Origin of the sequence: Pseudorhodobacter turbinis, from assembly GCF_005234135.1 — a bacterium.
In the GTDB taxonomy this organism is placed as follows: Bacteria; Pseudomonadota; Alphaproteobacteria; order Rhodobacterales; family Rhodobacteraceae; genus Pseudorhodobacter; species Pseudorhodobacter turbinis.
Genome location: NZ_CP039965.1, coordinates 1,209,858 through 1,236,040, shown reverse-complemented (window position 1 = coordinate 1,236,040; position 26,183 = coordinate 1,209,858). Strand labels below are relative to the sequence as shown.

General features: G+C 59.4%; 27 protein-coding genes and 1 riboswitch. Of the genes, 9 read left to right on the top strand and 18 right to left on the bottom strand.

The genetic code is table 11. The features are described from left to right. Positions 1-42: 42 nt before the first annotated feature. On the top strand, positions 43-786 hold the full coding sequence (gene cobS / locus EOK75_RS18385) for an adenosylcobinamide-GDP ribazoletransferase (RefSeq protein WP_137195466.1): 744 nt from the start codon (positions 43-45) through the stop codon (positions 784-786). A 51-nt stretch (positions 787-837) separates the two neighbouring features. Here cobS and EOK75_RS18380 read toward each other — a convergent pair whose 3' ends face one another. The 5 genes from EOK75_RS18380 to EOK75_RS18360 all read right to left on the bottom strand — a co-directional run bounded on the left by EOK75_RS18380 (position 838) and on the right by EOK75_RS18360 (position 5,795). Further along, positions 838-1,347 (bottom strand): CarD family transcriptional regulator, encoded by a 510-nt coding sequence (locus EOK75_RS18380; RefSeq protein WP_137195464.1) that lies wholly within the window; start codon positions 1,345-1,347, stop codon positions 838-840. A gap of 248 nt (positions 1,348-1,595) precedes the next feature. Next, entirely contained in the window at positions 1,596-1,934 is a 339-nt protein-coding gene (fdxA, locus tag EOK75_RS18375; protein WP_137195463.1) for a ferredoxin FdxA, read from the bottom strand. Between the two features lie 66 nt (positions 1,935-2,000). Beyond that, positions 2,001-2,357, bottom strand: a complete 357-nt coding sequence (locus EOK75_RS18370; RefSeq protein WP_137195462.1) for an RNA-binding S4 domain-containing protein — start codon at positions 2,355-2,357, stop codon at positions 2,001-2,003. 4 nt (positions 2,358-2,361) lie between these two features. Beyond that, positions 2,362-5,217 (bottom strand): helicase-related protein, encoded by a 2,856-nt coding sequence (locus EOK75_RS18365; protein ID WP_137195460.1) that lies wholly within the window; start codon positions 5,215-5,217, stop codon positions 2,362-2,364. Between the two features lie 17 nt (positions 5,218-5,234). Beyond that, a complete protein-coding gene (locus tag EOK75_RS18360; RefSeq protein WP_137195458.1) occupies positions 5,235-5,795 on the bottom strand; it encodes a tetratricopeptide repeat protein in 561 nt (186 codons plus the stop codon). A gap of 77 nt (positions 5,796-5,872) precedes the next feature. On the opposite strand from EOK75_RS18360, the gene EOK75_RS18355 reads away from it, so the two are divergent. The 3 genes from EOK75_RS18355 to EOK75_RS18345 all read left to right on the top strand — a co-directional run bounded on the left by EOK75_RS18355 (position 5,873) and on the right by EOK75_RS18345 (position 9,115). Continuing rightward, positions 5,873-6,157 (top strand): SCP2 sterol-binding domain-containing protein, encoded by a 285-nt coding sequence (locus EOK75_RS18355; protein WP_137195456.1) that lies wholly within the window; start codon positions 5,873-5,875, stop codon positions 6,155-6,157. Next, positions 6,157-7,077 carry an alpha/beta fold hydrolase gene (locus EOK75_RS18350; RefSeq protein ID WP_137195454.1) on the top strand — a complete coding sequence of 307 codons (921 nt, stop codon included), beginning with the start codon at positions 6,157-6,159 and terminating at the stop codon, positions 7,075-7,077. The genes EOK75_RS18355 and EOK75_RS18350 overlap by 1 nt, the downstream gene beginning before the upstream one ends. A gap of 202 nt (positions 7,078-7,279) precedes the next feature. Beyond that, entirely contained in the window at positions 7,280-9,115 is a 1,836-nt protein-coding gene (locus EOK75_RS18345; protein WP_137195452.1) for a M3 family oligoendopeptidase, read from the top strand. Between the two features lie 36 nt (positions 9,116-9,151). Here the strand turns inward: EOK75_RS18345 and EOK75_RS18340 are convergent, their stop codons facing one another. The 9 genes from EOK75_RS18340 to EOK75_RS20945 form a co-directional block, all read right to left on the bottom strand. Continuing rightward, the gene (locus tag EOK75_RS18340; RefSeq protein WP_137195450.1) at positions 9,152-10,201 is read right to left on the bottom strand and encodes a DUF1513 domain-containing protein; all 1,050 of its coding nucleotides are present in this window, start codon (positions 10,199-10,201) and stop codon (positions 9,152-9,154) included. Position 10,202: 1 nt separating this feature from the next. Next, a complete protein-coding gene (locus tag EOK75_RS18335) occupies positions 10,203-11,171 on the bottom strand; it encodes an imelysin family protein (RefSeq protein WP_137195448.1) in 969 nt (322 codons plus the stop codon). A 1-nt stretch (position 11,172) separates the two neighbouring features. Further along, on the bottom strand, positions 11,173-12,681 hold the full coding sequence (locus EOK75_RS18330) for a di-heme oxidoreductase family protein (RefSeq protein WP_137195446.1): 1,509 nt from the start codon (positions 12,679-12,681) through the stop codon (positions 11,173-11,175). Between the two features lie 86 nt (positions 12,682-12,767). After that, on the bottom strand, positions 12,768-13,253 hold the full coding sequence (gene bfr / locus EOK75_RS18325; protein WP_137195445.1) for a bacterioferritin: 486 nt from the start codon (positions 13,251-13,253) through the stop codon (positions 12,768-12,770). Next, positions 13,201-13,440 (bottom strand): (2Fe-2S)-binding protein, encoded by a 240-nt coding sequence (locus EOK75_RS18320; RefSeq protein ID WP_420821957.1) that lies wholly within the window; start codon positions 13,438-13,440, stop codon positions 13,201-13,203. Before EOK75_RS18320 ends, bfr begins: the two co-directional genes overlap by 53 nt. A gap of 87 nt (positions 13,441-13,527) precedes the next feature. After that, the gene (locus EOK75_RS18315; protein WP_137195442.1) at positions 13,528-14,781 is read right to left on the bottom strand and encodes an imelysin family protein; all 1,254 of its coding nucleotides are present in this window, start codon (positions 14,779-14,781) and stop codon (positions 13,528-13,530) included. 17 nt (positions 14,782-14,798) lie between these two features. Continuing rightward, on the bottom strand, positions 14,799-15,278 hold the full coding sequence (locus tag EOK75_RS18310) for a hypothetical protein (RefSeq protein WP_137195441.1): 480 nt from the start codon (positions 15,276-15,278) through the stop codon (positions 14,799-14,801). 9 nt (positions 15,279-15,287) lie between these two features. After that, on the bottom strand, positions 15,288-15,434 hold the full coding sequence (gene hemP / locus EOK75_RS18305; RefSeq protein ID WP_137195440.1) for a hemin uptake protein HemP: 147 nt from the start codon (positions 15,432-15,434) through the stop codon (positions 15,288-15,290). After that, positions 15,431-15,589: a hypothetical protein gene (locus EOK75_RS20945; protein WP_168199293.1), complete on the bottom strand. Its 159-nt coding sequence runs from the start codon at positions 15,587-15,589 to the stop codon at positions 15,431-15,433. The genes hemP and EOK75_RS20945 overlap by 4 nt, the downstream gene beginning before the upstream one ends. A 183-nt stretch (positions 15,590-15,772) precedes the next feature. Continuing rightward, positions 15,773-15,983, top strand: a riboswitch (cobalamin riboswitch). Between the two features lie 133 nt (positions 15,984-16,116). Here EOK75_RS20945 and EOK75_RS18300 point away from each other — a divergent pair. Genes EOK75_RS18300 through EOK75_RS18280 form a run of 5 tightly spaced genes read left to right on the top strand, consistent with a single transcriptional unit; the run spans position 16,117 to position 21,208 of the window. After that, on the top strand, positions 16,117-17,988 hold the full coding sequence (locus EOK75_RS18300; RefSeq protein WP_240794093.1) for a TonB-dependent receptor plug domain-containing protein: 1,872 nt from the start codon (positions 16,117-16,119) through the stop codon (positions 17,986-17,988). Beyond that, a complete protein-coding gene (locus EOK75_RS18295; RefSeq protein ID WP_240794092.1) occupies positions 17,975-18,805 on the top strand; it encodes an ABC transporter substrate-binding protein in 831 nt (276 codons plus the stop codon). The genes EOK75_RS18300 and EOK75_RS18295 overlap by 14 nt, the downstream gene beginning before the upstream one ends. Further along, positions 18,802-19,785 carry a FecCD family ABC transporter permease gene (locus EOK75_RS18290; RefSeq protein WP_137195438.1) on the top strand — a complete coding sequence of 328 codons (984 nt, stop codon included), beginning with the start codon at positions 18,802-18,804 and terminating at the stop codon, positions 19,783-19,785. Before EOK75_RS18295 ends, EOK75_RS18290 begins: the two co-directional genes overlap by 4 nt. Then, positions 19,782-20,540: an ABC transporter ATP-binding protein gene (locus EOK75_RS18285; RefSeq protein WP_137195437.1), complete on the top strand. Its 759-nt coding sequence runs from the start codon at positions 19,782-19,784 to the stop codon at positions 20,538-20,540. Before EOK75_RS18290 ends, EOK75_RS18285 begins: the two co-directional genes overlap by 4 nt. Next, positions 20,537-21,208: an adenosylcobinamide amidohydrolase gene (locus EOK75_RS18280; protein ID WP_137195436.1), complete on the top strand. Its 672-nt coding sequence runs from the start codon at positions 20,537-20,539 to the stop codon at positions 21,206-21,208. Before EOK75_RS18285 ends, EOK75_RS18280 begins: the two co-directional genes overlap by 4 nt. On the opposite strand, the gene EOK75_RS18275 is transcribed toward EOK75_RS18280, so the two are convergent. The 4 genes from EOK75_RS18275 to serA all read right to left on the bottom strand — a co-directional run bounded on the left by EOK75_RS18275 (position 21,180) and on the right by serA (position 26,113). Then, positions 21,180-22,556 (bottom strand): MATE family efflux transporter, encoded by a 1,377-nt coding sequence (locus EOK75_RS18275; protein ID WP_240794091.1) that lies wholly within the window; start codon positions 22,554-22,556, stop codon positions 21,180-21,182. The two genes, EOK75_RS18280 and EOK75_RS18275, sit on opposite strands and share 29 nt — an antisense overlap. A 24-nt stretch (positions 22,557-22,580) precedes the next feature. Beyond that, positions 22,581-23,621 carry a DUF475 domain-containing protein gene (locus EOK75_RS18270; RefSeq protein WP_137195434.1) on the bottom strand — a complete coding sequence of 347 codons (1,041 nt, stop codon included), beginning with the start codon at positions 23,619-23,621 and terminating at the stop codon, positions 22,581-22,583. A 49-nt stretch (positions 23,622-23,670) separates the two neighbouring features. Next, positions 23,671-24,426 carry a metallophosphoesterase gene (locus EOK75_RS18265; RefSeq protein ID WP_137195433.1) on the bottom strand — a complete coding sequence of 252 codons (756 nt, stop codon included), beginning with the start codon at positions 24,424-24,426 and terminating at the stop codon, positions 23,671-23,673. 91 nt (positions 24,427-24,517) lie between these two features. Further along, positions 24,518-26,113, bottom strand: coding sequence for a phosphoglycerate dehydrogenase (serA, locus tag EOK75_RS18260; RefSeq protein ID WP_137195432.1), 1,596 nt, complete (start codon positions 26,111-26,113; stop codon positions 24,518-24,520). Positions 26,114-26,183: the final 70 nt, after the last annotated feature.

Genomic DNA, 26,183 nt, shown 5'->3' with positions numbered 1-26,183 from the left:
CTAAGCGGTCAGGCTTTTACCAGCGCCGACAAGGATAAAACCATGCCCCAGAACAACAAACCCGGTTTGCACGATATCACGGGCGCCCTGCGGCTGTTGACGCGCCTGCCCCTGCGCCCCTCAGCGCGAATTACGCCGCCGCAGGCTGCATGGGCTTGGCCCTTGGCGGGCGCGATTGTGGGCGCGTTGGCCGCACTGGTCGCAATGGCAGCGCAGCCCTTGGGTGCCGGTATCGCTGCCGCTCTGGTGTTGGGGATCCAAGCGATGATGACCGGCGCGCTGCATGAAGATGGTTTGGCCGACACAGCTGATGGGCTATGGGGTGGATGGGATAAGGCGCGGCGGCTTCTTATTATGAAGGACAGCCATATCGGCACCTATGGGGTGATGGCTTTGCTGGTTGTGGGGCTTGTCCGCTGGTCTGCATTGGCGGGCTTGATCGGGGCCGAGCAGTTTTGGGTCATTGTGGTCGTGGGGGCGATGTCGCGCGCGCCGATGGCACTATTGATGGCTGCATTGCCAAATGCGCGCGGAAGCGGGCTGTCGCAAACTGTAGGGCAAGTGCCACGTGCTGCGGCGGGCATCGGCGTGCTGATCGCCACGGGGTTTGCGCTTACGCTCGGGGCTGCGGGGCTGGTGGGATTGTTTGGTATTGTGGTGGCGGTTTCCGGGCTGGCCATGATGGCACGGGCCAAAATCGGCGGGCAAACCGGCGATATTCTGGGGGCCAGCCAACAGCTGGCCGAGGCGACGGCCCTATGCCTCATCGCGGCGCATCTGACCTAATGCAAAACGGCGGCCCGTATGGCCGCCGTTATACAAATTATTGAAACGGTTTTATGCCGCGCGCGACATCAACACATCACCCACGGTTTTCTGCGCAATCATTTCATCTACACTGGAAACAGCAGCGACTTCGCGAGTCAGCCGCTCCAACGCGGCTTCATAAAGCTGGCGTTCGGAATAAGACTGCTCACGCTGATCATCGGTGCGGTGCAAATCACGAACCACTTCAGCGATCGAAAGCAGATCACCAGAGTTGATCTTTTGCTCATACTCCTGCGCACGACGGGACCACATGGCACGCTTAACGCGGGCTTTGCCTTTAAGCGTCTCCAACGCCTTGTTGATCAGATCCGGCGAGGACAGCGAACGCATACCAATTTCCGTTGCCTTATGGGTTGGCACCCGCAACGTCATTTTGTCCTTTTCAAAGGAGACGACAAACAGCTCCAGATGGAGCCCAGCAATTTCCTGTTCTTCGATGGAGACAATGCGACCAACCCCATGGGCCGGATACACAACAAACTCATTAGGACGAAAGTCAGGCTTTTTGGTCTTTGTCATTCAAGTGCTTCCTCGTTAAAATGCAAACCCTCTGGACGAAAAAACCACGCGCAACCGAAACGGCTGCCGCGATCAAATCCTATATCCAGAGATAGTTCCCCCAGATGCGCTGGGGCAGGCGTGGCATCCCTTGTTTATCTTTAAGGGATCATAGCACAGAATCGGGCTGATTCCAACAGAAGAAGAATCGCACGGTTTCAGCCCCCCGCAAACGGGAATCCTTAGACCAAAAACACCATCGTAACTGATCAGCCGCCTTCGCCGGGTGCCTCGGAAAAGTACTTGGTAACCTTATCGGTTTCACCGTCACGTTCTTCATATCCCGGAAGCGGATCTTTCTTCGAGACAATTACCGGCCAGCTTTCGGAATACTTGCGATTGAATTCAACCCATTTTTCCATGTCCGGCTCTGTGTCGGGGCGGATGGCATCTGCGGGGCATTCGGGTTCGCATACGCCGCAATCAATGCATTCATCCGGATGAATCACCAGCATGTTCTCGCCTTCATAGAAGCAATCCACCGGACAGACTTCGACGCAGTCGGTATATTTGCAGGCGATGCAGTTATCGATAACCACATAGGTCATGGCTGGCCTCATCCATTTTCGGGGTCGCGAAAAGCGTTGGCCCTTTGGATAAATCACCTGCGCCCATCATTCAAGCGGGGATGCTGTCGCAGTCTCAATTGGGGGGTCTAGGTCAGTGTACATTGCTTGCGCCTCGGCGGCGGGGCCACGTCGGTCATTCAGGCCGACCACGCGGATAACACGGGTTTGACGCCCCGTTGGAAAGGTCAGCACATCACCGGGGCCAATACTGTGGCCGGGTTTGCTTTGGCGTTGGTCATTCAGACGCAACCGGCCCTTGGTGATCATGGCAGAGGCGATCACCCGCGTTTTGAAAAAACGTGCGTAAAACAGCCATTTATCAAGCCGGATTTTTCCATCCGCCTCTTGGCTGGCTTCGGGGGCGGCTGGCCCGCCCCCGGATTTTGTCTTTCGTCCCGCCAAAAGGTCAGATCTTACCCTTCAGGGCAGCAAGAGCCGCGAAAGGATTGTCCGGATCGATCTTCTTCTCAGCCCGTGCAGGACGTGATTCGAATTTCTGCGGGCCTTTTTGGGGTGGCTTGCCGCCCTTGCCCTTACCCTTGAACCCGCCTTCGGGACGCTTGCCTTTACCACCATCAGGGCGCTTGCCCTGCCCGGCCGGACGCTCACCACGTGGGGCAGCGCCATCAGCCTGAGGGACATCGCGGCGTGCAGGCCGACGGTCGACACGCGGACGTGGCGCCCATGTGAAGGTGATGAAATGCTCCATCTCCACCGCTGGCGCTTCTGATGCATCCGCCTCGGCAGCGGTCGCCTCTGGGGTCTCCGCATCTGCGGGGGCGGCATCGACCGGCACGTCTTCGGGCACGGCGAGCTTGCTTGCCGCTGCGGCTGCGGCGGCTGCCGCGGCGATATCTTCCGCCGTCAGCTCTTTGGGGGCTGCGGGTTTGGATTTCGGACGCTCGCCCTTTTCCCCTTTATACCCAAGGCCACCCATCAGATCGCCGAACTGTTCCAACGTCAGGCCGGTAATCGAAAGCATATCAGGCACAGCCTCAAACCCGCCACGGCTGTCTTGACCGCGCAGCAAATCGGCCAGACGTTCCAACATATCGATGCGGATCGCGCGGCTGCCTGCAGGACGATAGCCTGCAAGTGTGTAATGCTGCACCGGCACATCAGGAATGTTCGGAATCGTCACCAAACCGGGTGGCGGGCTTTCTGGAAATTCATCCAAGCCATTGGCAAGAGACCACAAAACCAGACGCAACCGCGTTGGTGCAGGCTTAAGCAATGCTTGCTGAAAGATGGTATACTGACCAAAACGGATGCCATGCTTACGCAGTTGCCCGCGGGCTTCCTGATCCAGCGCCTTGACCTCATCTGCCACGGCTTCACGCGGCAAGATGCCCAGACCTTCGACCATCTGAAACGCAAAGCCGCGCGCAAGGCCGGCAAGGGTTTCATCCCGACTCATGTTCAGCAGGGGTTCAAACAGGGTTGCCACCTTGCGGTCGATAAAATGCTGCAAGCGGCGTTTTACCTTTTCGGCGATCTCGGGGCCTGCGTCCTCATCGACGAAGGCCTCAACACCGGGGCGCAGCGCATCCGCGCCCGCAACCAGCTTGCCCATCGCAGAGTTGCCCCACATCAGGCCACCTTGCTCGGTAAAGTCCAGCTCCGTATCCGGTGCATTATAAAATTTATCCGAGCGCAGGTGGAATTCAGGCTTCAGTGCTTGCACCGCAGCCTGGCGCAATGTGCGCGCTTCGTCCGCCGTGGCGGTCGCATCCTGACGAAAGCGGAAGCCTTCCAGCTTCCCCACAAATTCGCCCTCTACCGTCACTTCGCCTTTGTCATTCACCTCGGCCACAAGGCTCTCCTTCTGCTTCAACCGGCGCATGAGCACAGAAGTGCGCCGATCAACAAATCGTTGGGTCAGGCCCGCATGGAGCGCGTCTGACAAGCGGTCTTCTACAGCCCTGGTCTCTTGCTGCCAATGGGCTTCGTCTGCAACCCAGTTTTTACGTTGGGCGACATAAGTCCAAGTGCGAATAAAGGACAAACGTTTCGATAAGGTGTCAATATCACCCTCAATCCGGTCAATTCGACGTATTTGGGCGGCCATCCAGTCGGCAGGAACCTGCCCCTTGCGCAAATAGTCAAAAATCCCTTGCAACAAAACCGCATGGTCTGTGGTTGAAATGCCACGGAAATCAGGGATTCGGCACACATCCCACAACAGGCGCACATCTTGTGGCGTTTTCACCTGATCATGGACTTCCGGCATCGCCCAAAGCGTTTTAAGCGCCGTCACATCATCGGCATCGCGGGCCCGCGACAGCCACTCGTCATCGGTATGGCGTTCCAACCCCGCCAAAAGCCGCGGGACGGTGCCGAATTCCAGCTGCTCATTTCGCCATGACAATTTACGCACGGGCGCAAAGCGGTGTTCCTCAATCGCCTCGATCACCTCATCGTGCAAAGGGCGCGCCTCACCCGTCACGCCAAAGGTACCTGCCGTCATGTACCGCCCCGCGCGACCTGCAATCTGCGCCAGCTCTTGCGGATAAAGCCCACGCATCCGGTGGCCATCGAATTTTGCAGTCGAGGAAAATGCGACATGTTTGATGTCGAGGTTCAGCCCCATGCCAATTGCATCGGTGGCAACCAGATAATCCACATCACCGTTTTGATACATCTCTACCTGCGCGTTGCGGGTACGGGGCGAAAGCGCGCCCATCACCACGGCACAACCGCCCTTGGTGCGGCGGATCAGCTCGGCGATAGCATATACATTTTCAACAGAAAAGCCGACAATTGCCGATCTTTCCGGCATCCGGCTTATCCTTTTCGAACCTGCATAGGTAAGTTCGGACAATCGTGGCCGCGCCATGAATTGCACATTCGGCACCAGCGCCGCAATCGCAGGGCGCATGGTATCGGCGCCCAGAAACAAGGTCTCATGCAGGCCACGCGCCCGCAAAAGCCGGTCGGTAAAGACATGGCCGCGCTCGGTATCGGCGCAAAGCTGGATCTCGTCGATTGCGACGAAATCGGCACCGATCTCCAGCGGCATCGCCTCAACGGTACAGACCCAATATTGCGTGCGGTCGGGGACAATCCGTTCCTCTCCCGTCACCAATGCCACCACACCGGGGCCGCGCTTGGCGACGATGCGATCATAGACCTCGCGCGCAAGCAGACGCAGCGGCAGGCCGATCACACCCGTACGATGGGCCAGCATCCGTTCAATTGCGTAATGGGTTTTGCCGGTGTTGGTCGGTCCCAGAACCGCCGTTACCTGTCCGGTGCTGCGCATGGGCCTGCCTGTCGTTGCTATAGTTCCTGACCGGCTGCGAGGGTCTCTAGCCGTGTCACGGCTTCACTTACCCCCGAAAGATGGGGATGTATAGCAAGCGCGGAACGGTAAACCTGCAAGGCGCGGTCAGGCTCGCCAGTATCCTCCAATATCCGGGCAAAGCCGGACATGGCACCAAAGTGGCGCGGGTTGAGGCGCAGAGCTTGCGCAATATCGGCAACCGACGGCCCATAAAGCCCAGCTTGGAAATAAGCAGTGGCACGTCCATTCCAGGCCTCGGCAAAATCGGGGGCGTGATCGATAAGGGCGGTGAAATGTTCAATCGCGGCCTGCGTCTCGCCCTCATCCAGCGCGTCCCGCCCGCGCTTAAGCAACAGATCCATCGCGGCAGAACCGGATTTCGACCATTCCCGCCAGATCTTGCGCTCCACCCGCTCTGCCGCTTGCGGCTCTGCGGTCTGAAGGTCGTCAAACAGACTGTCCAAGCCATCGGCCATTGCCGGCAAACCGGATAATCCCGAAAAAATCAGGAAAACTGTCGCAACGATACGATTGTGAAAGGGGGCGCGTGGTTTCATAGTCGAAACAGTAGCGCGTGGGGCGGAAAAGACCATATGCTCCGCGTAATTTGATGCAAGATAAAGAAGGAAATCCAATGAGCGCAGTGATCGAGACCGCCGTGGCAAAACTGTCCGAAAAAGTGCAAAGCTTTGACGGTATTGCGAAATTCGAGATTGAGGGCGAAGGATCCATCATGATCGACGAAAACGGCGTCCGCGCGGGTGACGAGGAGGCAGACGTGACCCTTTCCGCCTCTGCCGAGGTATTTCAGGCGATTCTCGAAGGGGAGATGAACCCGACGACTGCCTTTATGTCGGGCAAGCTTTCGGTTGACGGATCGATGGGCATGGCGATGCAGCTTGCCTCGGCGCTTGGCTAATGCCCCAAGCCCCTTTCTTTGGTGATCATGCGCAAGGCCCTGAGGGGGGCCGCGCCTATTGGCTGACAACCGCCGATGGCGTGCGCCTGCGCATGGGTTTGTGGCCGAAGGGGGATAAGGGCACGGTACTGATGTTGCCCGGGCGCACCGAATATATTGAAAAATATAGCCGTCCCGCCGCTGAATTCGGTGCGCGCGGCTATAGCGTTGCGGTGATAGACTGGCGCGGCCAAGGGCTTTCCGATCGGCCAAAGCCAGACCCGATGCAGGGCCATGTCGATAATTTCGCACAGTATCAGCAAGACTTGGCCACGATGCAGGCCAAACTGACCGCTTTGGGCATCTCTGGTCCCTTTTACATGGCATGTCATTCGATGGGTGGCTGCATTGGCTTGCGTGCACTGATGGATGGGGTCGCGGTCAAGGCCGTGGCTTTCTCTGCGCCGATGTGGGGTCTCAAATGGGCGCTACCTGCACGTATTATTTCAAAGCTGGCTTGTGTCTTGGGCCTTGGGCAGCGCTATGTCCCCGGATATTCCGCTGCCACCTACTTGGCCGCCACCCCCTTTAAGGGCAACGTCCTGACAAAGGACGCCGAAAGCTATGCTTGGCTGCAATCCCAAGCCCGCAACCACCCGGAACTTACGCTTGGCGGCCCCAGCCTGCGTTGGCTCGATGCAGCCTTGCGTGAATGCCGCACGCTCGGCCGCCTGCCCTCGCCTGATCTGCCTGCAATCTGCATGGTAGGCGATGCGGAAAAGGTGGTCGCCGCCACAGCAATCCACGCCCGCATGGCGCATTGGCCCAAAGGGCGCCTTAAAGCCATTGCGCAGGCAGAGCATGAGTTGATGGCCGAATTCCCCCAGAGCCGCAGGCGTTTTTACGATGCAGCAACAGCATTGTTCGCCGCAAATCCATGACCTTCGCATCAGAGCCCCTTCACCAAACCTGCCAAAAACAAACATATTTGGGCCCCGCAGGCAGTATTTCATCCAAAAGCTGATGAATAACACACATCCTGCTACGCCAGACATCCCGACAGAAAAGAAAGCCTTCGCAGGGTTGCACCCGACGGGCCCGCGACCATAGATAGAAGAGGAATGAATGGATTGAGGTTTTCCCATGACGCTGTTTGATCGCCGCCCAGTATTTGACGCCAATGCCACCGCAAACGGGGCGGGGGGCTTGGGAAAGCTGCCAGATTGGGATCTGACCGACCTTTACCCTGCCCCTGATGCGCCGGAGTTTACCCGTGACATGGCGTGGCTGGAAACAGCCTGCGCAGGTTTTGCCGCCAATTATGAAGGCAAGCTGGCCGATCTGGATGCAGATGCGATGTTGACCTGCGTCCATGAGTATGAGGCGATCGACATCACCGCAGGGCGGATCATGTCCTATGCCGGTCTGCGCTATTACCAGAACACCATGGATAGCGACCGCGCCAAATTCATGGCCGACGCACAGGATAGCATCACCACGTTTACCACGCCTTTGGTGTTTTTCGGACTGGAATTCAACCGTTTGGATGATGCCCATCTGGCAGGGCTGCTGGCGGCCAATGCCGATCTGGCGCGCTACAAGCCGGTGTTTGAACGGATGCGCGCCATGCGCCCGCACCAACTGTCAGACGAGCTGGAGAAATTCCTGCACGACCAATCCACCGTTGGTGCAGCCGCTTGGAATCGTCTTTTTGATGAAACCATGGCCGGCCTGATGTTTGAGGTTGAGGGCGAAGAAGAGCCGTTGAACCTTGAGGCCACGTTGAACCTGCTGACCGATCCCGAGCGCGCCAAGCGTGAGGCCGCATCACGCGCGCTGGCCGCGGTATTTGACAAGAACATCAAGCTTTTTGCCCGCGTCCATAACACGCTCGCCAAGGAAAAAGAGGTTGAGGATCGCTGGCGCAAGATGCCATCCCCGCAGACCAGCCGTCACCTTTCCAACCATGTAGAGCCTGAGGTGGTCGAAGCCCTGCGCGATGCCGTTGTCGCCGCCTACCCCAAGCTTTCGCATCGCTATTACCGCCTGAAAGCCAAGTGGATGGGCCTTGACACCCTGCAGGTCTGGGATCGCAACGCGCCCCTGCCAACCGACGCCCCGCGCGTGGTGGATTGGGATGAGGCACGCAAAACCGTGACTGATGCCTATGCCGCCTTTTCCCCGAAAATGGCCGAGCTGGCAGAGCCGTTCTTTACCAAAGGCTGGATTGATGCGGGCGTAAAGCCGGGCAAGGCTCCGGGGGCTTTTGCGCATCCGACGGTGACGACGGTACACCCCTATGTCATGCTCAACTACCTTGGGAAACCGCGTGATGTCATGACCTTGGCGCATGAGCTGGGCCACGGTGTCCATCAGGTTCTAGCCGCCGATCAGGGGGAGCTGCTATCTTCGACCCCACTCACCTTGGCGGAAACGGCAAGCGTTTTTGGCGAGATGCTGACCTTCCGCAAGCTGTTGGATGGGGCGAAAACCAAGGCCGAACGCAAGACCCTTCTGGCCGGCAAGGTGGAGGATATGATCAACACCGTCGTCCGCCAGATCGCCTTTTATGATTTCGAATGCAAACTGCACGCCGCACGCCGCGAGGGGGAGCTAACGCCCGATGACATCAACGCCCTGTGGATGAGCGTACAAGCCCAAAGCCTCGGCGATGCCTTTGAATTCATGGACGGCTATGAGACCTTCTGGGCCTATGTTCCGCATTTCGTCCACTCGCCGTTCTACGTCTATGCCTATGCCTTTGGCGACGGCCTTGTGAACGCGCTTTACGCGGCCTATGCCGACGGGCTGCCGGGGTTTGAGGAGAAATATTTCGACATGCTCAAGGCGGGCGGATCGATGCACCACAAAGACCTTCTGGCCCCCTTCGGTCTTGATGCCTCGGACCCTGCGTTCTGGGATAAGGGGCTGGACATGATTTCCGGCTTTATCGACGAGCTCGAAGCGATGGAAGACTAACCCCCTGCGCCGCCCCTTTCACTGATCGGGGCGGCGTCAGCCCAAGGCGATCAAATGATTGTCCCAAGCAACCGGCTGTTTGCCAAGCAGTGTCAGCCCCTCTTCGCCCAGATGCCATGCAGCACCCAGCCCGTCAGTGGCGATAAAATCCGTCCCCATGGCCGCGATGCCGCACATATCGGCGCGAAAATGGCTGGCAAGCGGCGCACCTGTTGCGTCAAAGACCATCACCAAACCGCCGGGTGCCGAAGTCACCGCAATACGGCCATTGGTCGCCGCAATAGATCCGGCATAGCCCTTCATCGCCAGCCCCATCGCCTCGGGCGCGGGACACAGTTCGGGCGCTTGGCCGGGCTTCCACAGGCCCAACAGCGGCACCGGATCAGCCGGATCCCCGTGCCATTGCATTGCACAGGCAATCGCATCCGGCAAAAGCGCCAAGTGGCGGATGGAGTTCTGGTGATATTCCGGCGCAAGCTCCGCACGGTCCACAATCGCCCCCTCTGACAGGATCGTCAGGTTCGGGCGCATCGCCTCGATGTTCAACTCAGTCCGGCCATTTGGCGTGGTCTGGATGCCCCCATTGGCCACGACCAGCCGCCCGTCGGGCAGCAGCTTGATGTCATGCGGACCGATGCCGCCGCTGTCCCATTCCCCGATACGGCGAAAACCGGATGCATCCCACAGGCCGATCCGCCCGGCCGAGGTTTCGGCCACCACCTCGGATGTCATTAACACCGAACCATCTGCCGAAAACACACCATGCCCATTGAAATGACGTCCCGCGGGTGGGTCCAATTGATGCAACACCGCGCCGCTTGCACAATCAATCACCAGCGCGAATGTGCCAGGACGGCGCGCAAAGGCCACGGCAAGCGCTCGGGTCGGATGGGCACAGGCGGCGTGACCGCGTGCGGGCAAGGGCAAGGAAAACAGGCTTTGCCCCTGTTCCGAAAGCCCGTGCAACACAAAACCACTGGCCGATTTCGCCGCCGCCAAAAAGGCCGGATTACCCACATCGGCCCATGTCAGGCGCGGTAGGCTGGCCATGGCCAACCCCGCAAGAAAGGCACGCCGTGTGGTCATATCAATCGCCATCCGCCGCGTTAAAACCGATACCGACATCCAGCTCCGGCCCCAGTTCGGACAGAACGGTTTGCCGCAAGGCCTCGATGGCTTGTTGCAAAATCTCTACCTTCAGACGGCTTTCCGGTTCGGCAACCCCTGCCAAGAGCGGATCATCCAAAGCCTCGCCCACGACGATCGCATGATCAAAAGCCGCGATGGTTTTCGGCGCGTCCGGTGTCAGCGTCTCAACCATGGCACGTTGAGCCTTTAGCGACAGCAAGATATTGCGCAGCGGACGACCTGATGCCAAAGCCTCGGCCCGTTCGGGACGCGGACGGGTAAAGCTGCCGAGAGGGCGGCCAAGGCGGGTGTCATCGGTAAATTCAAGCGCGGTGGCAAGCTGGGTGAACAAGGCCTGACGGGCCTCGGGGCGGGTCAGATAGGTCGTATTGCCCGCCTCGCCTGCGGTCAGCAATGTCTCGGCATAATCATCAACCCATGCCGCATGGACCACCCCCGCAACCCGCGCCAGATCGGCAGTAGTCGCGCGGATCAGGGGACAAGGGTCCGCAGGAAGCTCGGTCCTTGGATAAAGCAGCCGCTCCAACGCAAACAACCCGCGGGCCGCCACGGATTGTTCGGCAAAATTTTCAGGCTCCAGCAAAGAGGCATCGCCGGTCAGGATGGCCATCTGCGCACGCCGCCCGCTGCCCTTGGGGTTGGGCCAATAGGCGATGGCAAGGCCAAGCCCGCCCTGCTCTACCGGACCAAAGCGCAGGTGCTGCACGCCCATCCACGCATCAAAAGCCGCATTGTAAGCGGGGCGCAGGGCCTGCGGATCACAGCTTTGCGCCGCCGTATCCGCCAAATCCTCGGCCGCCTTTGCAAATCCCGCATAGCCGGGAAGGATATGATCGCGCACCGTTTCGGGAAAATCGGCAAAGGCAGGTGTGGCAAGACAAAGCGAAAGGGCAAGCGCGCGGATCATGTCAAAGGCTTTCCAGAAAGGCGATCAAAGCATCGCGGTCAGATGTATCAAGCGAGACGACGCCATCGCGGGCGCCCTTTGCCTCGCCCCCATGCCACAGAATCGCCTCCAGCAGGTTGCGGGCGCGGCCATCATGCAGGAATTGATTGTGGCCCGAAACCTGCTGTGTCAGGCCGATCCCCCAAAGCGGCGGGGTTTTCCATTCGGTGCCCGTGGCGCGGCCTTCGGGGCGGTTGTCGGCAAGCCCCTCGCCCATGTCATGCAAAAGCAGATCGGTATAGGGCCAGATCAGCTGAAAGCTCTGCTCTGGCTGGTCGGTCAGGCGGTGGGTGACATATTTGGGGGTATGACACGAGGTACAGTTGAGGGAGTAGAACACTTCCTTGCCGCGCAAAACGGTCGGGTCCGACACGTCGCGCCGCTCTGGCACGCCGAGGTTGCGCGAATAAAAGGTTACCAGATCAAGCGAGAGGGTATCCACCTCCAGCCCCTCACGGTTTTCGGGTTCCTGCCCGTGGGGGGCGGCGATGCAATCGGCTTGCGCCTTGGTGCAATCGCCCCAAGGGTCGGGGTGCAGCGGCGTCGAAAGCCCCATATCCCCCGAAAAGGCCGCCGCTGATTGATCCATCACCGTGCCGGTGCCGCCCTTATAGCCAAAGCGCCCCAGCACCGGCACACCGAATGCCGCGCTTGGCACAATCGCCACGCGACCCGAAATACCATCCTCGTCCGCGTCATCCGCATCGACCTTAGCCAGAATATCGGCCACGGAGATCGCCTCGAGCAGGCCCAGCCCGATCATCTGCGGGGCGACGCGGGGGGACAGCATGGCATCGGGGTGAAGCGGGCCAAAGCCCGGATCGCTGACCGAGTAACTCGGGTCGCGCAGGGTGACAACGGTGCCATCAGCCAGCTCTACCGGAACATCGGTATAGGTGATCTCCATCTGCCCTTCGGCGCTATGGCCGGGGGCCGCGAAATCCTGAAGCTGACCGCCGTAAGTCGGCTCATTGGCGGTGGCGATCCAGCCCTCGATCTCCTCGGCGCTACTGGCGGCGGGCACCGAAAGACGCAGGAACATTGACACCGCGCGATCTTCCGGCCCCTCGGGCGTATGGCCGCGACCATCCTTGAGGTGGCAATCCTGACAGGCGCGCGCATTGTAAAGCGGCCCCAACCCGTCCGAGCCAAGCGTCGATGAGGGCGAGGCAACCCATGACTTGCGAAACAGCGCATTGCCCAGCTTAAAGTCCATTTCATGCGCGAAGGGCATATTGGCTGATAGCTGGGAAAACGCATCGGCATTGGTCCAAGCCCGCACTGTCGCCGCCCCTGCGGGCTTTTCCTCAAACGCTTCAGCCTTGCTGAAATCATCGGTCAGGGCGGTGACGGCCGCGATGCGTGCTGCCTCAGCCTCTGTGCGCGGAACCAGCGGCAAATGCACGTCGCCTAGGGTTTGCGTATGGGCGGGCGCGGCAAGGCAGGACAGGATCAGGGCGGTTCGAAACATCGGGATACTCCTTACCGCGCCTGAGTGCCAAAAATTCCCGACTAATTCAATCAGAAAACGCCGCGCCGCCCTGCGACAAATTCCGCCTATTCGGCCTGATCGGCAGGTTTGGCGTTCAACTGACCGTATTTCTGCGCGCCAATTTCATCATAAAGCGAGATTTGGGTTTCGAGGAAATCAATGTGGCCTTCTTCATCGGCGATCAATTCTTCAAACAAGGTTTTGGAGGTGAAATCGCCCACCGCATCACAATGTTTGCGCGCCTCAATGTACAGGTTACGCGCATCATGTTCGCCGGCCAGATCGGCCTCTAACGTCTCGCGCAGGTTCTCACCGATGCGCAAAGGGTCGAGTTTTTGCAGGTTGGGGTGGCCTTCAAGGAACAAAATCCGCGCGATCAAACGATCGGCATGGTTCATTTCCTCAATGCTTTCGGCACGGGATTTAGCAGCAATATGACCGAAGCCCCAATCCTCTTGTAGGCGGTAATGCAGCCAGTATTGGCTTACGGCCGTAAGTTCAGACCGTAGCGCTGCGTTCAGATAGTCGATGACTTTGGGATCGCCCTTCATGGTATTTTCCTGTTCCAAGATTCGGGATTTCGTGGCTAGACCCTGCGGTCGTGGCTACCCCGAAACTCGCAGATTTACGCATGGTGTCAAGGAACAGCGGCATGCACCCCCCGCAATCGGCCCGATGCCCAAGGGCACGATAGATTTTGCCAGGGGTGATAACGGTATCGGGGTCCGCCGAACGCATCCAGTCCACCGCCGCCGTGATCTGGTGGTTGGTGATGCCGGTGCAATGACAGATAATCATGGCGAACCCCTTTGATTTAGATGCCGATCACTGGAAAACAGCGCTTGGGTTATCGAGGCTGTCGGACCCTTCGATCGCCGCCGAAAGCCCCATCGCGGTCACAGCACGGTTGATCGAGGCGGTTTGCGTGACCAGCGCATCAACGGCACCCATGATCAACGCCTCGCCTTCGGCATTGCCAACCGCAAGCATCTGGTCATAGGCAAGCCCGGCCTCTGCGGCGGTCTTTACCGCGCCAAGCGCCGCCACCGATGCGTCAAGCTCTGCCTTCAACTGCGCATCCACGGCCGCATCGGCCTCTGCGACCAGTTCGGAAAGGGAGGGGCCGGAAACCACGCTGCCATCAACACGGGTGTAGCTGCCAGTATAGACGTTGCGAATGCCCAAACCGTCATAATAGTGGCTGTTGTGGGTGTTATCGGAAAAACAGTCATGCTCTTCTTCGGGATCATTGAGCATGACACCAAGGCGCATCCGCTCACCGGCCAATTCGCCATAAGACAGGCTGCCCATGCCGGTCAGCATCGCCGAGAGCGCGGCGGCCGGATCGGCAAGCGTTGCCTCACGGGCCTCTCCGCCTGCTGCCCACTGCGCGGTCATATATTCCAGATCGGTGATCAACAGGTCGGTTGCCGCCTTGAGGTATTCGGCGCGGCGGTCACAATTGCCATTGGTGCAATCCGCGCCCTGCGCGAAATCGGTTACCGGACGGTTGCCCGCCCCCGGCCCCGTGCCATTCAAATCCTGCCCCCAAAGCAGAAATTCAATCGCGTGATAGCCCGAGGCGACATTCGCCTCGATGCCGTCCACCTCATGCAGGGTTCCGGAAATAAATTCAGGCGTCAGGGCGCGTGCGTCCACATCCGCCCCCGACAGCGTAAACTTCGTATTCGCGATCACATTCAGCGTGGACAGCGGGTTTTCGTCGGATTGGCCATAGCTGGTATCGACATAGTCAATCAGCCCTTCGTCCAGCGGCCAAGCGTTCACACGGCCTTCCCATTCATCCACCACCGCGTTGCCGAAACGGTAAACCTCGGTCTGTTGATAAGGCACGCGGGCCGCGATCCATGCGGCTTTTGCAGCGGCTAGCGTCTCATCCGAGGGCGCGGCAATGAGGGCATCCACTGCCGCTTGCAGGGCCTTTGCTGTGGTCAGGCTGTCGCCGTAACCTGCTGCCGCGATATCGGTATAGGTGCGGGCGACCTCCTCGGGTGTGGCAGCCAGTGCGGGGGCCGCAAACACGGTTGTGGTCAAAGCAGCAATCAGGGACAGACGCATAATATTTCCTTTTTTGGTCAGTGTCTCAAATAGGGTGGCCGCGCGTAGTCGGGCCGGGATAATTCCAGAAAGGACAGCCCGACATCCTCGGCCACCTGAACGGCCTGAAAGGCCTCGCCGGGGTGCATGAGGGTCAGAGCGAAAGCCATTGCGTCTTCGCGGTCGCCTGCCGCACTGGCGGCGATCATATGGGCAAAGGTGGATTCGTCACCGCCAAAGCAACCGCAATCGGAGCCGTGGCGCATCAGCGGGCGGCGGGGGCAGCGTAAAACCACCTCGAGCAAATCCGCAAAACGGTTCACGGTTTGCGCGGCACGCGGCGCATCAAAGCTGCGGGATACGTCTGCCGCAACGGCTTCGCGGCCCTGCGGCCCCTCGCACCACTTGCGCAGATACAAAACGGCGCGACGCTCTACCCCCGGCAATTCGGCCAAGGTGCCGACGGGGGCCGCGCCACGCTGGCGGGATGGGAATTCTGGGGTCCAGGCAATTGACATGTCACCCCCTCATTTTGTCAGGATCAATTTGCCGGCCTTGGTGATGCGCAGGGTATAGACCTGCCCGTCCAAGGTGATATGCGCCATCGTCTGCCCATTGGTCATCACGCGGGCATCATATGCGGGAATAGCCTCCACCAAAACTTGCATGTTCATTTTCCACCCTCCGAGCGCACGGTTTTGTGGTCGGCATAGCTGGCCCAAAGGGCGGTATCGCCCAAGGCCGCAAAGCTGAGCCAGTCGGAAAGGTTGGGAATACGGAACACTTCGGTATCGGGTCTCATCGGGCGATCTTGGGTTGGCGCGGGCATTTTCGCACTCCTTTGCAAAACTGTACCGGGCTTGCCCTGTTCGCACTGGGGTGGCTTGGCTTATGGCGTTACCTTACTGATTCAGTCTGAAATGTAAACCTGATTCTTTTAGTCACCCATTAATAGCTTTGTTTTACAGCCCTCCCCCACACTGAAACCCCTTCACATTCACGGCAACTTTCGCTAGCACAAAAGGGCTTTGGTTCTGGCGGTTCGCCGTATGATTAAAAGGGAACGTGGTAAGATGCCTGCATTGGGCACATAATCCACGACTGCCCCCGCAACTGTAAGCGGAGAGTGAGGCCGGGGGTACCACTGTAGCGCAAAGCTGCGGGAAGGTCCGGCCAAGCGTTGACCCGCAAGTCAGGAGACCTGCCAAGGTGTTCACCCTGTTCGACCGCGAGGGGCGCGTCGGGCTGCGGAGCTTCCGCGCGTGGTGATTTCACCGGCTGCGGGGGAATCATGCATCCCTCCAGTGTCACAACAGGACCAAACGGCAATTCTGTGGCCGTAACCGAGGGTATCATATGCTGGTTTCATCCATGCGCGCAGGCTTGCTGGCGACCGCCGCCGCAACATTTTCTATCACGCCGACTTTCGCCCAAGAGGTGTTTGATCTGGACGAGATCATCATCTCTGGTGGCCTCAGCCCGATTGGCGCGGCGCAATACGGGCACGCCGCCAGCGTGGTGACGGCACAAGACATCGAGGATCGCGGGATCACGACCGTTCGCGATGCCCTGCGGTCCCTGCCCGGCGTCTCGGTCAACGGGTCCAGCGCCAGCCTGACGGGTCTGCGGATCCGTGGCGGCGAAGCAAACCACACCTTGGTTCTTATTGACGGAATTTTGGCATCGGGCGCGGATGGCGGCTATTCTCTTAGCGGGCTGGAAACCGCCAATATCGAACGGATCGAGGTGCTGCGCGGCCCGCAATCAGCCTTCTACGGGGCAAGTGCCTCAACCGGCGTGGTGAACATCATCACCCGCAAGGCTGAAATGGGCCAAACCGCAAGCGCATCGCTTGAGGTGGGTGCAGGCACCACGGCAAGCGTCTTCCTTGGCCACCGGACCGAACGGGGCGCCATATCGCTTGCGATTTCCAGCAGTGATGACCGTGGCTATGACGTTTCCGGTGACGGCGGCGAGAAAGACAGCGTGCGGCGCGATACCGCCATCCTTTCGGGCGACATCATGGCAACCGAGGACCTGAAGCTGGGCTTCACCATCCGCCGGTCCAAAGAAGATTACGACTACGATGATACCTCTTGGACACCCACGGATGCCGCGTCCTATATCGTAGACAACCCGTCAAACTACAGCACCCGCGATGAAACCACCGCCAGCCTGTTTGCGGAATACAGCATGTTGGATGGCCGCCTTGAACAACGGTTTGCGCTGGAAACCACCCGCTTTGATCAAAGCTATAACGGTGGCGCGCCCAGCAAGAACACGGCCAATGCAGCGAAATACCGGCTTAGCTATGGCATTGACGGCACAGTCAAGGATGCCAACCAGCTGCTGAACCTGCTGTTGGAAAAAGAAGAGAAATCCAGCAGCTCCAACCCCGATTACAATCCGAAAGCAACATCGGTCGCGCTGGAATATCGCGGCAGCTTTGACAACGGGCTAAATGTCCAGCTTGGCGCGCGCCATGACCAGAACAGCCAGTACAAGGATACGACGACATGGAATGTCGGCCTGTCCTATCTGTTGCCGCAAAGCGGGGTGCGGTTGCATGCCTCGGCAGGGACGGGCGTGGTGGACCCCTCATATTTCCAGCTATTCGCCAGCAGCTTTGGCTATAGCGGCAACCCCGACCTGACGCCGGAGCGTAACCGCAGCTTTGATCTGGGCGCGACCTTCCCGATCTTTGCCGATCGTGGCAGCATTGATGTGACCTATTTCAACGAGACCCTGACCGATAAGATCACCGATATTTCGACCGGGCCGGGGACCTTCGGCTTTATCAACCAAGGCGGCAAGGCCAAGCGGCAAGGGATTGAGGTAACCGGCAATATGCAGGCGACCGACGTGCTGGCCCTGCGGCTCGGCTATACCTATATCGACGCGAAAAACCCCGATGGCGCCACCGAAACCCGCCGCCCGCGCAATGAGCTGACCTTGGGGGCGACCTATGAAACCTTTGGCGGGCGCGGTGCAGTTTCGGCGGATCTGCGGCATGTCTCGGGCAATTACGACCTGCAAGGCTGGGGCGCGCGCAGTGTTGAAAAACTGCCCGATTTTACCACGCTGGATGTGGCAGCGCATTATGACCTTAGCGACCGTGTTACCCTGACGGGCCGGGTGAGCAACCTCTTTGACAAGGATACCTCCGATTCTTGGGGCTATGCCAACCGGGGCCGTGCGGTCTATGTCGGGCTGAATGCGAAATTCTAACCTGATCAGAATGGTTGCTTTGGCGGCGGGGCTTTCTGGCTCTGCCGTCAAGGCGGATTCGCCGCAGCGGGTGGTATCGCTGAACCTGTGCACCGACCAGCTGGCAATGATGTTGGCAAGCAACGGGCAGCTTTTGTCGGTCTCTCCGCTGGCCAGTGACCCGCGCAGCTCTGCCATGGTAGAGGCGGCCAAGGCCTTCCCCATCAACCATGCGCAGGCCGAAGAGATTTACCTGATGCGCCCCGACCTTGTGCTTGCCGGCCGCTATACCGCGCGGGCCACGGTAGAGATGCTGACCCGCCTTGGCGTGCCCGTGGCCATCTTTGATCCCGCCAATTCCCTTGAGGATGTCGCCAGCCGGTTGACCCAAATGGGCGAAGCTTTGGGCCGCGAGGACCGCGCCGCAGATGCCATCACAGACTACCGCGCCAGATTGGCAAAGTTTCAGGCCAAAGTCGGGCGAAATCCACGGGCAGCCCTTTATGCGGCCAATGGCTATACCTCGGGGGATCGCACCTTGGCGGGGCAAATTTTGCTGACGGCCGGTTTTGCCAATGTGGCCGCTGAGGCAGGCTACGCGATGGCCGGAACCATGCCGCTAGAGGTGCTTGCCCTGGCGCAGCCTGACGCCGTTATCACCTCGCGCCCCTATCCCGGTGGCTCCCGCGCCGAAGAGATCATGGACCACCCCCTTGTGCAGGCCATGCGCACGAACACAGCCAGCTTTACCGATCATGATTGGGTATGCGGCACCCCTTTTGTGCTGCGCGCGATTGGCAATGTGGCAAAGCTGCGCCAAGAATTGGAAGCGGAATGAAACGGCTTTTTACGATCCTTGCGGCATTGGTTACACTTTTGTTTCTGGCCTCTTTGGTCATCGGCCCCGCCAAAACCGGTGTGGGCGAAAACCTTGTCGCGCTGCTATTTGGCGGCGATGGCCCCCTGCCCCTGATCATGCGAGAAATCCGGCTGCCGCGGGCGATTTTGGCGGTGGTGATTGGCGGCGGCTTGGGGCTGGCGGGGGCGGCAATGCAGGGGTATTTGCGCAACCCGCTGGCCGATCCGGGGCTGATCGGTGTGTCCAGCTCTGCCGCACTAGGGGCAGTTCTGGCGATCCAGACCGGCTTTGCCGCAACGGCCAGCTTTGCCCTGCCAGCGGCGGCGCTGACGGGGGCATTGGCGGGCGTATTGCTGGTGATGGTGCTGGCGGGTCCGCGCGGCTCGTCGCTGACGCTTATCCTTGCGGGCATCGCGATTTCGGCATTGGCGGCGGCGCTGACCTCGCTGGTGCTGAACCTCTCGCCCAATCCTTTTGCCTCGAATGAGATCATCTTTTGGATGATGGGGTCACTGGCAGATCGTTCCATGACGCATGTCTGGATTGCCCTGCCGTTCATCGTTGCGGGCGGGTTGATGCTGGGCAGCCTTGGCCGCGGGCTGGATGCGTTGACATTGGGCGAGGATGCAGCCGAGGCGATGGGCATCAGCCTGCACCGTCTGCGCCTGACGCTGATTTTGGGCACCGCGGCGGTGGTTGGCGCCTCAACAGCGGTGGCGGGGGCGATTGGATTTATCGGCTTGGTCATCCCGCATATCTTGCGCGGTTTTGTGGGCGGGCGGCCCGGCCCGCTGCTTTGGGCCTCGACGATGGGGGGGGCGGTGATGCTGCTTGCTGCGGATATTGCGGTGCGTATGGTGCTGCCCGGCCGCGACCTGAAGCTGGGGGTATTGACGGCGCTGGTCGGTGCGCCCCTGTTCCTCCACCTGATTTACCGCACGCGGAGGGCGGGACAATGACGCTGCTGCAAGTGAACGGGCTGGGCGTTAGCTTGCGCAAACGCCAAGTGCTGTCCGATGTATCTCTGAACATCACCAAGGGAGAGGTGATCGGCCTGATCGGTGCGAATGGCGCGGGCAAAACCACCTTGATGCGGGCAATTCTGGGGCTGGTGCCGCATGACGGGCACAGCTCTCTTGCGGCGCTTCGGCCCTTTGCGCGCGGGCGCGCCGCCGCATGGATGCCCCAAACCCGCGAGATCGCTTGGGCGGTGACGGTGGAAACGCTGGTGACACTGGGCCGCACGCCGCATCTGGCAGCGGGACAACAACCGACCGATGCCGACCGCGCCGCCGTAAACCGCGCGATTGACCGGATGGACCTTGGCAATTTGCGCGCTCGCACCGCCACACGCCTGTCCGGGGGGGAGCAGGCCCGCGTGCTGATGGCCCGCGCACTGGCACAAGAAACGCCCCTTTTGATGGCTGATGAGCCGATTGCGGGCCTTGATCCCGCGCATCAAATCGCCACGATGGAGTGTTTTACCGGCTTGGCTGCCGAGGGGCGCTCCATCCTTGTGTCCTTGCATGATCTGGGGTTGGCGGCGCGCTATTGCACCCGGTTGGTGGTCTTGGCCAAGGGGCGGGTTGCCGCAGATGGCCCCCCGCAAAAGGTGCTGACGCCAGCCCTGCTACGCGATGCCTTCGGGATTACCGCATGGTTTGAACAAACCGCGAAAGGGCCGGTCTTCCAGCCTTTGGACATCGTGACATGAACAATATCACCCTGAACCGCCCGTGGCTTGAGTTCGACCTTGGCACGGAAATGCAGGTGCTAAGCTGGTCGATCAACCGCCCCGGCATTGTTATGGCAAGGCGGATCTTGTGGCGCGAAGTGCGCAACGCCGACCTTCCCGAAGGGTTGGACGTTGGCGATTGGCTGGATGCCGAATTGATCGCGCATAAGGCAACGGATGCGGTGGCTTTTCTGACCTCGGCCAATGTCACGCGCTATGCAACCGCCACGGCCACGGCGGGCCGCTGTACCGCGCAATGTGTGGCCACCGTCGGCCTGTCCAATGCCGAGCGCGTGGGCCAGCGCATCCCTCGCGCGGCCGGCAAATGGGGGACCATCAACATCGCCCTCCGCCTTGATTGCGGGTTGGCACAATCCGCACTGATTGAGGCCTTGAGCATCGCCACTCAGGCCCGTACCGCCGCGATAATCGACGCCGATATCCCCCTGCCCACAGGGCGCGCAACCGGCACCGGCACCGATTGCATTGCTGTTGCCGCCCCCCCCGGACCCACGCTTTATGCCGGGCTACATACCGATATAGGTGAGGCACTGGGCGCCGCCGTCTACCGCGCCACGCAAACAGGGGCGCAAAACTGGAAGGCGGAAATGGCCGCCCTTATGGCCGCACCCAAAGCCCGCCAATAACCTGCCGCGCCACGCGCGACGCCACCAGCATCGCCATCCCCCACCCCGAGATCACCGCGATGGCCACACCCAGCCAAACGCCCCAGATGCCCAATTCAAACACCCGCACCAAAAGCCAGACAAACAGCGCAACCGCGATCCCTTGCCGGTATATCCCGATCCACAACGACCAGATCGGCTTTTGCATCGCTTGCAAAAATGAATTGATGGAAAACAACATCATATAGAACGGCAACACGAAGCCATCGACATGCAGATAGCTGACCCCGACGCGGATCACCTCGGCATCATCGGTGAATAGGCCCATCGCCCATTCCCCGCCAAACCACAACACCGGACAAGCCACAGCCATCATCGCAAAGCCCAGCTTCCAACAAAAGAACACCGCCTCACGCACGCGGGCCGGATCCTCGGCGCCAAAGTTCTGGGCCGCAATGGGCAGCAGCGCGCCGGTCATCCCCAGCACCGGCAAAAGCATGATCTGCTCTACCCGCAAGGCAATGCCGTAGGCCGCCACGGCCGAGCCGCCAAATTCCTTGAGGTAATACTGGATCACAAAACCGGTGGTGAACATCACCGCGATTGACAGGCTGGTGGGCAGCATCTGCCGCAAGATCACGCCGTAAACCGCGGGATCGGGCCGGAACTCTGCCCACGTCAGCCCCTGCATGATTTTACGCCCGAACACTTGGTACATGATATAGAGCATGACACCCGTCTGGCTGCACAGGGTCGATAGCGCGATACCGTTAAAGCCGATCCCCGGCACCACCCCCGGCACGCCATAGATGAACAACGGGTTCAGCCCGACATTGGCAAAAAACGCCACCATAAGCGCACGTTGCAAGGATTTGGTATCCCCGCGCGCCTGCAACACCCCGTTCCCGCCATAGGCCAGCAAAAACCCCGGCAACGCAAAGATCAGCCAGCGGAAATAGCTGGTGCCCGCATCGCGGTACTCCCCCGGTTCCGAGACCAGCGCAATCATCGCAGGCCCCAACCAGACCGCAACCAACATCAAGCCAAGCGTCAGCAAAACACCAAGCGAGATGCCCTGAACCGCCAGCCTGCGGGCCTGCACCTCATCCTTTCCACCCTTGGCCTTGCCCACCAGCGCGCCCATCGCACCGCCAAGGCCAAAGCCCACGGCCATATTGATGAAAAACGCCTGAAACCCGACAGCAAGCCCCGCTTGCGCCTGCGTGGAAATCTGGCCTGCAAAATAGACATCGACCACATTATAAAGCGTGGAAAACAGCATCCCCACTGCCGCAGGCAAAGCCAAAGCGCGGAAATGGCCTGAAATGGCCCCGCGCGTCAAATCTCGATCAACCATGCCGCGCGCCATTACCGCCTCCGTTTCCCAAAGCCGCTATTCGTTCGCCCCGGAACGTCTGTGGCGCACCGAAGAGACGAGCGAAAGGCCAATGACGCTTGCCCCCAAAAGGCCGGTGATCGCCTCGGGGATATGGGTCAGGGTTTGCGCGAACATAATCACCGAAAGGATCAGGATGGACCAAAACGCGCCATGCTCCAGATACCGGAATTCTGCCAGCGTTTGACGTTCCACCAACATGATCGTCATGGAACGGACGTACATTGCGCCGATACCAAGTCCGATCGCGATCAGGAACAGGTTTTGCGTCAGGGCAAATGCACCGATCACCCCGTCAAAGCTGAACGAAGCATCAAGCACCTCCAGATATAAAAACGCGCCAAGGCCACCTTTGGTCACAAGGTTCGTCGTGTCCTGACTGGCATCCAGCAGATGGCCCAAAACCTCTACCGCGAGGAAGGTCAGCAAACCGGAGGTGGCGGCCAGAAGGAAGGTGCCAAGATCAGCCTCGGGCAGAAGCTGCGCAAAGGTCAGCATGACCGCAAGCACCAACGCCACCTCCAGCCCGCGCACCGAAGCAAAGCGCGCCATGTGCCGTTCCAGCATCGCAATCCAGTGCACATCCTTGCCGTCATCAAAAAAGTAGTTCAGCGCAACCATCATCAAAAACGCACCGCCAAAGGCCGCAATGCCCAGATGCGCGTCACCAATAATCTGCGCGTATTCGTCGGGGCGGGTAGCGGCTAGCTCAATCGCTTCCCATGGGCCAAGATTGGCCGCGACCACAACGATCAACAGCGGAAATACGATCCGCATCCCAAAGACGGCAATCACAATGCCCCATGTCAAAAACCGGTGCTGCCATTCTGGCGTCATGGATTTCAGCTTGTTGGCGTTCACAATCGCATTGTCAAAAGACAGCGAGATCTCCAGCACCGCAAGCACCGAGCCGATCATCAGGAACTTCAGCGCGCCGCCCATATGGCCGGAATAGGCCCAGCCAAGGCAAAACGCGAGAATAAGCCCGGCAATGGTAAAGCCGATGGCCCAACGGAAATAGGCAAGTGTCGTGGCCATCATGGCTCCTATGTGTCTAACCTGTGGTACGCTTTTCGATGACGCAAGGCTAGCGGATTGGAGCATCCGGTGTTGGGGTAAGCGGCACCCGGCCCTCATCCGTCAAAACAAACACATCACGCCCTTCAACCACCACAGCAGTCAGCGGGCCACCATAGGCGGCGGAGCTGTCGATATTCACCCGGTTGCCATAATGCGTGGCGGCGGGAAGTGCTGTGTGGCCATGCACCAACAACCACGGGAACTCACCGCGGTAATCCAGAAAATCAACGCGTATCCAAAGAAGGTCATCCTCGGCCTGATCCTCGATCGCAATGCCGGGGCGCACACCTGCGTGGACAAACATCACCTCGCCACGCTCGAAATAGGTCGGGCGGCTTTGCAGGAAGTCACGGTGGGCTTGGGGCACTGCGGCCACCGCCTCGGCATGAACGGGGGCAACTGGGCGGTCGCCCGCATTGGCAACCCCGTAAGAGGCGAGCGTGGTTCTGCCGCCGATCTTTGGGTGAAGGTAGGAATAATCGACCTTCAACCCTGGGTCATGATACGCAGGATCATTCAGAAAATCGGTAAACATGCGGTCGTGATTGCCCTTGAGGACCACCCAGTTTTCACCTGCCGCAACGCCTTTGGCAAGATAATCGATCACGGCACGACAGTCCGGCCCGCGATCAACGAGGTCGCCAATATGGATAATCGGCGCGTCCGTATCGCCAGAGGCCGCCTTATCTGCGGCGATGCGGGCATGGGCCGCCTGCAAAAGATCAAGGTGGCCGTGAATATCGCCGATAGCATAACTGCGCATAGTACGTCTTTCTATTTGGTAAAGGCGGGGGCTTTCCCCCGCCTTACCCTGTCTTCAGAGGTATGGTTGATGAAACCAATACACGCTGATCTTAGATGACGTCAAACTCCAAAGGTTTGACTTGAAGGAACATCCCCGTACCTTCCAACAGTTTGACCACTTTTTGGTCCATCGGCTGGTCAAGATACAGGATGGCAATCGCCTCTTTGCCCTCACCCGTCCGCCCAAGGGTGAAGTTCGCGATGTTCACCTCATTCTTGGCCATCGTCATACCCAACAGACCGATGATACCGGGCACATCCTCGTTCGTGGTGTAAAGCATGTGGGCACCGATTTCAGCATCGATATTGATACCTTTGATTTGGATAAAGCGCGGCTTGCCATCGCTAAAGCAGGTGCCCGCAATGGAACGCTCGCGCTTGTCGGTGACCACGGTCAACTTGATGAATGCATCGAAAACGCCGGATTTTCCCTGACTTGTCGTAGCGACCTGAATGCCGCGCTCCTTGGCGGCAATCGGGGCGGATACCATGTTCACGTCAGGGTTGGTTGCCTTCATAATACCCGCGATGGCAGAGCAGTTCAGCGCCGCGAGGTTCATATCCGCGACATGGCCATCATAAAGCACGTTGATGGCTTTAATCGGCTCATCCGTCATCTGGCCGACGAATGCGCCAAGATGCTCTGCCAGTTTCAACCATGGGCCCATCACAGCAGCTTCCTCGGCAGTGACCGAAGGCATGTTCAGCGCGTTTTGCACCGCCCCTGTCAACAGGTAATCCGACATCTGTTCGGCCACTTGCAGCGCCACATTTTCCTGCGCCTCAGCGGTAGAGGCCCCCAGATGCGGGGTGCAAACGACGTTTGGCAGGTTGAAAAGCGGGCTCTCGGTGGCAGGCTCGGTCTCAAACACGTCGAAGGCCGCGCCTGCAACATGGCCCGATTTCAGGGCATCCGCCAAGGCCGCCTCATCCACCAAACCGCCACGCGCACAGTTGATGATGCGCACGCCGGGCTTGGTCTTGGCAAGGTTTTCCGCGCCAAGGATATTGCGAGTTTTATCGGTCAATGGAACGTGCAGGGTGATGAAATCGGCGCGGGCCAACAGCTCGTCCAGCTCGACCTTGGTGACGCCCATTTGCTTGGCGCGCTCTTCCGACAAGAAGGGGTCATAGGCGACCACTTTCATCTGGATGCCCAAGGCGCGGTCACAAACGATGCCACCGATATTGCCTGCACCGATCACGCCGAGGGTTTTGTTAAACAACTCCACCCCCATAAAGCGCGACTTTTCCCACTTACCTGCATGGGTCGAGGCGTTGGCCTCTGGCAATTGGCGCGCCACTGCGAACATCATCGCAATCGCATGTTCAGCCGTGGTGATGGAGTTGCCGAAAGGCGTGTTCATCACGATCACACCCTTTTTCGACGCGGCCGGAATATCGACGTTATCGACACCAATCCCTGCGCGCGCGATAACCTTTAACCGGTCGGTGCTTTCCAATAGCTTGGCCGTGACCTTGGTGTTGGACCGGATGGCAAGGCCATCATAATTGCCGATAATCTCGGCCAGTTTTTCCTTGTCCTTGCCCAGCGTGGGCATGAAATCCACCTCAATCCCGCGATCGCGGAAAATCTGGACAGCGGTTTCGGACAATGCATCGGATACGAGAACTTTGGGGGCCATTTTGGGCGCTCCTATATAGAATATGTGAGGAGATAAGGCGGGCCTATGCCCACCCTACACGTCATATGTG